This window comes from Corallococcus interemptor (genome assembly GCF_003668875.1).
Classification (GTDB): Bacteria; Myxococcota; Myxococcia; order Myxococcales; family Myxococcaceae; genus Corallococcus; species Corallococcus interemptor.
Map to the genome: position 1 here is coordinate 1 of NZ_RAWM01000209.1, position 8,306 is coordinate 8,306.

7 protein-coding genes and 1 pseudogene are annotated in these 8,306 nt (G+C 70.5%); 1 reads left to right on the forward strand and 7 read right to left on the reverse strand.

What is annotated here, in order from left to right; all coding sequences use genetic code 11:
- Positions 1-1,288 (reverse strand): annotated as a pseudogene (locus D7X96_RS37770) (molecular chaperone DnaJ); the annotation flags it as partial.
- A 104-nt stretch (positions 1,289-1,392) separates the two neighbouring features.
- Entirely contained in the window at positions 1,393-2,205 is an 813-nt protein-coding gene (locus tag D7X96_RS37775; protein ID WP_120553060.1) for a hypothetical protein, read from the reverse strand.
- A 62-nt stretch (positions 2,206-2,267) separates the two neighbouring features.
- On the opposite strand from D7X96_RS37775, the gene D7X96_RS37780 reads away from it, so the two are divergent.
- Positions 2,268-3,053 carry a TSUP family transporter gene (locus D7X96_RS37780; protein WP_120553056.1) on the forward strand — a complete coding sequence of 262 codons (786 nt, stop codon included), beginning with the start codon at positions 2,268-2,270 and terminating at the stop codon, positions 3,051-3,053.
- Between the two features lie 3 nt (positions 3,054-3,056).
- Here D7X96_RS37780 and D7X96_RS37785 read toward each other — a convergent pair whose 3' ends face one another.
- The 5 genes from D7X96_RS37785 to D7X96_RS37805 form a co-directional block, all read right to left on the reverse strand.
- Complete coding sequence (locus D7X96_RS37785; protein ID WP_121771902.1) at positions 3,057-3,581, reverse strand: YfbM family protein; 525 nt, start codon at positions 3,579-3,581, stop codon at positions 3,057-3,059.
- Between the two features lie 8 nt (positions 3,582-3,589).
- Entirely contained in the window at positions 3,590-4,102 is a 513-nt protein-coding gene (locus D7X96_RS41630) for a biotin/lipoyl-containing protein (RefSeq protein ID WP_121771903.1), read from the reverse strand.
- A gap of 30 nt (positions 4,103-4,132) precedes the next feature.
- Entirely contained in the window at positions 4,133-5,650 is a 1,518-nt protein-coding gene (accC, locus tag D7X96_RS37795) for an acetyl-CoA carboxylase biotin carboxylase subunit (RefSeq protein WP_120553059.1), read from the reverse strand.
- A 40-nt stretch (positions 5,651-5,690) separates the two neighbouring features.
- The gene (locus D7X96_RS37800; RefSeq protein WP_121771904.1) at positions 5,691-6,305 is read right to left on the reverse strand and encodes a hypothetical protein; all 615 of its coding nucleotides are present in this window, start codon (positions 6,303-6,305) and stop codon (positions 5,691-5,693) included.
- Positions 6,306-6,425: 120 nt separating this feature from the next.
- Positions 6,426-7,988, reverse strand: a complete 1,563-nt coding sequence (locus tag D7X96_RS37805) for an acyl-CoA carboxylase subunit beta (protein WP_120553204.1) — start codon at positions 7,986-7,988, stop codon at positions 6,426-6,428.
- Positions 7,989-8,306 lie beyond the last annotated feature (318 nt).

Consider the following 8,306-nt stretch of genomic DNA (forward strand, 5'->3'; position numbering starts at 1 on the left):
GGGCGGCGGTGGCCGTGGGGCCCGGGGCCGGCGGCGGTGGCGCCGCCTGCGTGCGGGTGGCCGCGAAGGAGACGCCGTTCAGCTCCTTGAGCAGGAACGCCACGCGCATCAGGTGATCCGCGTCCTGCGGCACGTCCTGGAGCAGCTGCCCCAGCGAGCGCACCCCGTCGATGAAGGAGAGCGCGCGCACCTCGTGCGGCGTCAGGCGCAGGTCGCTGGAGGCCACCCGGCCGCCCGACTTCATGATGGGCAAGGGCAGCACGAAGGCCAGCCGCCGCTTGAGGTCCGCCGTCGGCATGCGGCGCACCTGGTCGCTGAGCAGCGCCCAGCGGTTGCCCAGCGGCATCGACTTCTGCGCGGGCAGGTCGCGCGCCTCGAAGCTGAACGTCCCGGACTCCGCCCGCAGCGCCTTGCCCAGGATGCCCAGCGCCCGCTGCGACAGCTGCGCGAACGCCGTCGCCGGCTGCAGGAGCCCCAGCCCGAACAGCGCCGCCAGCAGGTCGCCTCCGAAGCGGTCCTTCGCGCCCTCCGCCTGCTGGAGCTGCTCCGCCGTCAAGAGACGCGCGCCCATCAGCGACACGCCCAGCGCGTCCTCCGCGTGCGACGAGTCCACGAACTCCGGGCTGCCCTTGCGGAAGTGGACCGACAGGGCACGGTCGGAAAGCCCCAGCGTCAGAAGGCCCGTGTGCTCGCCCGCGGCGATGCGCCCGTAGAGCTGCAGGGGCGAGTGCTGCGCGAGCTGCCCCTGCGGAGGCACCGTGTTGCTGCCGTCGTCAGCCGGAGCCTGCGGAGCCTGCGGAGCCTGCGGCGCCTGAGGGGGCGCGGCCGGACGTGCCGCCGCGACCGGAGGGCCCGGAGGCCGCGCGGCGGCGACAGGACGCCCCGCCGGTGCCGCTCCGGGAGCGGGGCCCCGCATCGCGCCCGGACCCGCCATGGGCATGGCGCCAGGACCCGCGACGGGCGCGGCTCCAGGGCCCGCCATGGGCACGGCGGCCGGGCCGGCGCCGGGCGCGGTGGCCGGGGCGGGCGGAGGCGGCGCGATGACCGCGGACGAGGATTGCAGCAGCGACGCGGGCGCGCCGTCCCCCCACAGCTCGCGGGGGAACGCGTCCCGCACCTCCGGAAAGCGCCACGGGAAGGCGAACTGCAGCCCATCGGTGGAGACCTGGAGCTTGCCCTGGATGGAGCCGCTGTCGATGAGCAGCTCGATGGTGGCACCCGTCAGGGGCCCCCAGGTGGTGCCCCGATCGTTGCGCACCCAGTACTGCCGGACCTCGCCCTCCGCCATGTGCCGTCCTGCTCCCGCTCCCTGGACCGCCGGGGAATTGGAATTTTATCGCCGCCCGTGCCCGCCTCCAAGCAGACGTCTCACGAGCGGGCGGGCAGGCGTCCTCAGGGCGTGGCGCCCTCCAGCGCCGCCAGCCCCACGTTGGCCAGGCACGCCGCGTCCGCCTGCTGCTCGGCGGGCGGGTCGAAGCAGTACACCTCGCTGTCGAAGACCTTGCAGATTCCCGCCGGGGTCCCCGCGCACGCCACCTTGCCGTACGCCGTGGTGCAGTTGTAGCCGCACACCGGCCCCACCTCGCTCAGCTTGCACTGGGGCGCCGGCAGGTCCTTGCCCCACGCGCAGAGCGCCGCGGGCGTCGGGTCGAAGCAGGTGATGTGGCCATTCTGCGCCTTGCACACGCCCAGGGGCGTCTTCGCGCAGCGCACGCCCTCGGAGGCGTTCACGCAGTTGAAGCCGCACGCCATCTGGAGCCCGTTGCTGACGCACTGCGCGCGCGGCACCTGCTTGCCGAACACCGCGAACACCGCGGCGGGCGGGTCGAAGCACGTCACGTTGCCGCTCTGGCTGCGGCACACGCCCGCAGGCGTCTTCGCGCACTGCACCTTGCCGAAGGCCGTGACGCACGCGTACCCGCAGCCCACCACCCCGTCGATGGTCTTGCACTCGGAGTCCGGCAGCGCGGAGCCGTACGCCTTCACCACGTACGCCGGCGGGTCGAAGCAGACGGCCTGGCCATCAATGACGGTACAGCGGCCCTGGAGCGTCTGGGCGCACCGCACGCGCTGTCCATCCGACTTGCACGCATAGCCACAGGACACGTGCCCGTCGATGGAGCGGCACGTGGCGGTGGTCGCGTCAGGCGGCGAGGGCGGCGCGGCGAGCGTCAGCGCCAGCACGGTCATCAGGGTCGCGAGCATGAACCGCATTGACCCCCAAGCTTCGCCCTCGCGCAAGTAAGGGTGATAAGCGGGGCGCCACCGTGGACCTGGACGTCAGCGCAGTGAAGCTGGTGCTGTTGTGTGTCGCCGCCCTGAGCGCGGGCTTCGTGGACGCCATCGCCGGAGGCGGCGGGCTGATTACGCTGCCGGCGCTCTTGACGGCGGGCCTGCCCGCGCACGTGGCGCTGGGCACGAACAAGGGCCAGTCCGTGTTCGGCTCGGGCGCGGCGCTGGTGCGCTTCGCGCGCGCGGGGCTGGTGGACTGGAAGCTGGCGAAGGTGGCGTTCCCCTTCGGCCTGATGGGTGCGTTCGGCGGCGCGGCGCTGGTGCTGCTGCTCAAGCCGGAGGTGCTCAAGCCGCTGGTGCTGGTGCTGCTCATCGCGGTGGCGGTGTTCCTCGCCTTCCGCCGCACGCCGCCCCGGAGGGACGGCGTGGAGCCCTCGCCCCGGCCGCGCGCGCAGGCCATCGGGGCGCTCATCGCGCTCTGCATCGGCACCTACGACGGCTTCTTCGGCCCGGGCACGGGCACCTTCCTCATCGTGGCGTTCTCCTCGCTGCTGGGCCACGGCCTGGCGCGCGCGTCCGCGGACGCGAAGGTGGTGAACTTCGCCTCCAACCTGGCGTCGGTGACGCTCTTCACGCTCCGGGGCGTGGTGCTGTGGAAGGTGGCGCTGCCCATGGCCGCCGCGCAGTTCACCGGCGCGTGGCTGGGCGCGCACATGGCGGTGAAGGGCGGCGACAAGCTGGTGCGAATCGTCGTGCTCGGCGTGGTGGCCGCGCTGGTGCTGAAGCTGGGGCACGACGTGTGGCAGGGCTGGGCGGCCTGAGCCTCAGCCGATGTGCACGAGCATGCAGAGCCCGCGCTGCGCCACGGCGGCGGTGAACTTCTGGAGCTCCACGAAGTAGGAGAGCAGCTCCTCCAGCGGATCCACGTCCTCCTCCAGCTCCTCCTCCTCGTCCCAGGTGCCGGGGTAGATGTCCTCCGCCTGGAGCTTCGCCGGCTCGAAGCGCTCGCGCAGGCTGTCCACGGAGACCTGCTTCAGCGCCTCCGCCAGGGCCTTCACGGAGGCCGCGTCGAACACGCGCGCGGTGCCCTCATCCGACGGGATGTCGCCCACGTCCTCGCCGCCGCGCACCAGGAAGTCCAGGGGGGGCTTGCCCTCCCACGCCGTGCCGGTGAGCAGGTACTGGAGGCCGTGCCACGCCTCGCCGATGTCCAGCTCCAGGAACGCCACGCCCTTCGCGTCGCCGAAGTCCTCCTCGTCCTCCAGGAAGGGCTCCAGCGCCTCGGGCGCCTTGAACAGGGCCTGGCGCTGCGACTCGGTGGTGCTGCGCAGCGTGCAGAGCATCTCCATGGGGCGGGCTACTCCACGACGACGAGCTTGGCGTTGTTCTCCACGGCGGTGCCTTCCTTGGCGAAGACCTCCGTGACCTTGCCGGCCTTGGGGCTCTTGAGCTCGTTCTCCATCTTCATGGCCTCCACGACCACGAGCCCCTGGCCCTCCTTCACCTCTTCGCCGACCTTGACCAGCACCTTCACCACCTTGCCGGGCATGGGGGCGAGGACGAGCTGACGGCCCTCCACGGAGAAGCTGCTGGCCGCCGCGCGCATGCGCAGCTTGCGCTCATCCGCCACGTCGGTGCGGTTCACCTGCCCGCGCACCAGCGTGCCAATCTCGTCGCCGTTCTCCTCGAACTCGACGTTGTACGACTGGCCGTCCACCGGGAGCGACAGCGTGCCCTGGTCCACGGACAGCGCGTCCACCTGGAAGGTCTTGCCGTTCACCGTGAGCCGGTAGCGGTCCTGGCCCAGCGGCTCCAGGTCCACCGGCACCGCTTCCTTCTGACCCTGCTGCTGCTTCGTGAAGTAACGCATGGAGGAAAGGTCCTTGCGAAAGGTGGAAGGTCAGCGGCGGCGGCTCTTGAGCGCCAGGCGCCACGGGCTGATGCGGCCAGAGGTGTCACCGCCACCGCCGCGCGACGGCAGCGTCTTCGCGCGCTTCTGGTCGCGCTGGAAGGCGTGCAGCGTGCTGGCCAGGAGGGCCACCTCGCTGAGCTGGGCGTCCTCCTGGCCCAGCAGCTCCGTGTGCTGGCGGGTGAGGAAGCTGGTGTCGTAGTCCCCGCCCACGAACTCCGGGTGGGACAGGATGCCGTGCAGGTAGCGGAGGTTGGTGGTGATGCCCTTCACCACGTACTCGGACAGCGCGCGCTTGGCCCGCGCGATGGCCTCTTCACGCGTGGCGCCCCACACGGACAGCTTGGAGATCATGGGGTCGTAGTAGTTGGGCACCGTGAAGCCCGCGTACACGCCGGAGTCGTCGCGCACGTTCGGGCCGCTCGGCACGCGCAGCGCGTGGATCCTGCCCGGGCTGGGCATGAAGTTGCGCGCCGGGTCCTCCGCGTACACGCGCACTTCGATGGCGTGACCGCGCGGGGCGGGGGCCTCGAAGAGGGGCAGCTTCTCGCCCTCGGCGGCGCGAATCTGCATGGCCACCAGGTCCAGGCCGGTGACCCACTCGGTGACGGGGTGCTCCACCTGGAGGCGGGTGTTCATCTCCAGGAAGTAGAAGTTGCGGTGCACGTCCACCAGGAACTCCACCGTCCCGGCGCCCACGTAGTTGACGGCCTTGGCCGCCTTCACCGCGACCTCGCCCATCTTCGCGCGCAGCTCCGGCGTGAGGATGGGGCTGGGCGTCTCCTCCACCACCTTCTGGTGACGGCGCTGCGCGGAGCACTCGCGCTCGTTCAGGTGAATGGTGTTGCCGTACTGGTCGGCGAAGACCTGGATCTCGACGTGGTGAGGCTTCTCCAGGTACTTCTCGATGTAGACCGCGTCGTTGCCGAACGAGCTCATCGCCTCGCTCTTGGCGGAGCGCCACGCGGAGTCGAAGTCGCCCAGGCCCTCCACGCGGCGCATGCCCTTGCCACCGCCGCCGCCGGCGGCCTTGAGCATGATGGGGAAGCCGATCTTCTGCGCGTACTCGCGCGCCTCCTCGATGGTGCCGATGGGCTCCGTGGTGCCCGGCACGACGGGCACGCCCGCCTTGATCATGTTGGCGCGGGCGCGGGTCTTCTCACCCATGGCGTCCATGGCGGCGGCCGGCGGACCGATGAAGGTGATGCCGGCCTTCTCGCAGGCGCGCACGAACGAGGCGTTCTCGGAGAGGAAGCCGTAGCCGGGGTGGATGGCGTCCGCGCCGGACTGCTTCGCGACCTCCAGGATGCGCTCCTGGACCAGGTAGCTTTCGCGCGAGGGCGGGGGACCGACGAAGTAGGCCTGGTCGGCGGTGCGCACGTGCAGCGCGGAGCGGTCTGCTTCGGAGTACACCGCCACCGTGGCGATGCCGAGGTCCTTGCAGGTGCGCATCACCCGGATGGCGATCTCGCCGCGGTTGGCGACGAGCACTTTGCGGATCTTGGGCATGGGCGCCCGTCTAGCATGGGGCGCCCGGGATTGCCTGCCTCTACTTGCGCAGGTTCAGGTACTGGTCCATCAGCTGCTTCGCCTGGGCGAGCTTGGCCTCCACGAAGCGGTCGTCCTCGTCCGGCTCCGGGGGAGGGGCGGGGTGCGCGGGGGCCTCCACGGGCTTGCCGTCCGGCCCGAAGTCCACCGCGGCCGCCAGCAGGTTGCGCGCCGCATTCCCGCTGAAGAGCCGGGCCAGCGCCGTCGTCTCCACGTCCAGCCAGCGCGCGGCCTGGCGCAGCACGTCCAGGTATTCCCCCTCCATGGCGCGGGGCGGGCGGCTGGGGGCGGCCATGCAGACGCGCGCGTAGCTGTGCTCCCGGTCCACGTACATGCCCATGGAGCGGTCCCGGAAGTCGCGCGAGAGCGCCTGCGTCATGGCGTCCACGTGCTCTTCGGGAGAGGACACCTTGCCGGACGTCTTGCCGGAGACGAGCGGAATCTCCGCGACGTGCCACCCGCTGTCGGCCAGCGCTTCCGGACGGGACTCCACCCACTTCACTTCGGGGCAGGGCAGGTCCAGGCCCTCACACACGCCCTTGAGCGTCTGACGCAGGGCGGTGAGGTTTCCTTCGACGTCGGAGAGGAAGAGAATGAGTCGGCGCTGCTGGGACACGGGGGGGGCTCCTTGAGTGGCCCCGTGAAAGCCCCGGCGTTACCTCAGAATTTCCGGAAGTCTCCACGCCCGCCTGCCCCCCAGGCGACGGGAGCGTGCGGGCGTGTTCCGGGATGACTTCTACAGCGGGATGTTGCCGTGCTTGCGCGGCGGGTTCTCCTGCCGCTTGTCCTTGAGCATCTCCAGCGCGCGGATGACCTTGGCGCGGGTCTCCTCCGGACGGATGACCTCGTCGATGTAGCCCAGCTCCGCCGCCTTGAACGGGTTGGCGAACTTGTCGCGGTAGTCGTCCGTGAGCTTCTTGCGCTCGGCGTTGGCGTCCTGGGCCTTGAGCAGCTCGTTGCGGAAGATGATGTTCACCGCGCCTTCGGGGCCCATCACGGCGATTTCCGCGGTGGGGTAGGCGTAGTTGATGTCCGCGCGGATGTGCTTGGACGCCATGACGTCGTACGCGCCGCCGTAGGCCTTGCGGGTGATGAGCGTGATCTTCGGGACGGTGGCTTCCGCGTACGCGTAGAGCAGCTTGGCGCCGTGGGTGATGATGCCGCCCCACTCCTGGTCCGTGCCGGGGAGGAAGCCGGGCACGTCCACCAGGGTGAGCAGGGGGATGTTGAAGCAGTCGCAGAAGCGCACGAAGCGCGCGGCCTTCACGCTGGCGTCGATGTCCAGGCAGCCGGCGAGCACCGCGGGCTGGTTGGCGACGATGCCCACGCTCTTGCCGTTCATGCGCGCGAAGCCGACGACGATGTTCTTCGCGAAGTGCTCCTGCACCTCGAAGAAGTGCTTGGAGTCCACGATGGCGCGGATGATCTCCTTGATGTCGTAGGGCTTGTTCGGGTTCGCCGGGACGATGGTCTTCAGCGACTCCTCGGCGCGGAACGGGTCGTCGTCACACGGCTGCGCGGGCGGGTCCTCCTGGTTGTTGGAGGGCAGGTACGAGAGCAGCTCGCGCGTCATGGCGATGGCGGCCTGCTCGTTCTCCGCGGCGAAGTGGGCCACGCCGGACTTCTGGTTGTGCGTGAGCGCGCCGCCCAGGGACTCCTTGGAGACCTCTTCGTGCGTCACCGTCTTGATGACGTCCGGGCCGGTGATGAACATGTACGACGTGTCCTTCACCATCATGATGAAGTCCGTGATGGCGGGCGAGTACACCGCGCCGCCCGCGCACGGCCCCAGGATGAGCGAAATCTGGGGGACGACGCCGGACGCCAGCGTGTTGCGCAGGAAGATGTCCGCGTAGCCGGCCAGGCTCTCCACGCCTTCCTGGATGCGCGCGCCGCCGGAGTCGTTGAGCCCGATGACGGGCGCGCCCACGCGGGTGGCCAGGTCCATGATCTTGCAGATCTTCTGGGCGTAGGCGCCGGACAGCGAGCCGCCGAAGACGGTGAAGTCCTGGGCGAAGACGAAGACCTGGCGGCCCTCCACCGTGCCGTAGCCGGTGACGACGCCGTCGCCCAAAATCTTCTTGTCGCCCATGCCGAAGTCGTGGCTGCGGTGGGTGACGAACTTGTCCAGCTCGCTGAAGGAGCCGGGGTCGAGGAGCAGGTCGATGCGCTCGCGGGCCGTGAGCTTGCCGGCCTCGTGCTGCTTGGCGATGCGGTCGGCGCCGCCGCCCTGCTCGGCCTGCTGCTCCATCTGCTGGAGCCGTGCGCGCAAGGGATCGTTCTCGGGGGTCGTGGCCATGGGGGGCCGCTCTAACACGATTGAAGGGCGGTGGCAGCGCTTCCCTTGCCTCCGGAGGGGTGGGCGGACGGCCGGGCCCTGTGTGCACGGGGCGCGGACGGGACGGAAGTTCAGGATTTCCGACACCGTGTCCCTTGGCGGGCAGGGAGGTGGGCGATGCGTGAGAGGCCGGGGGCATTTCGGGTGGGGTCGTTCCGGGGCGTACCCATCCGGGTGCACGTCTCCCTGCTGGTGGCGCTGCCGCTGCTGGCGCTGGCATTCGGCGGGACGCTCCAGCGGGCGGCGGAGGCGGCGGACGTGCCGCCGGGAGCATTGGGC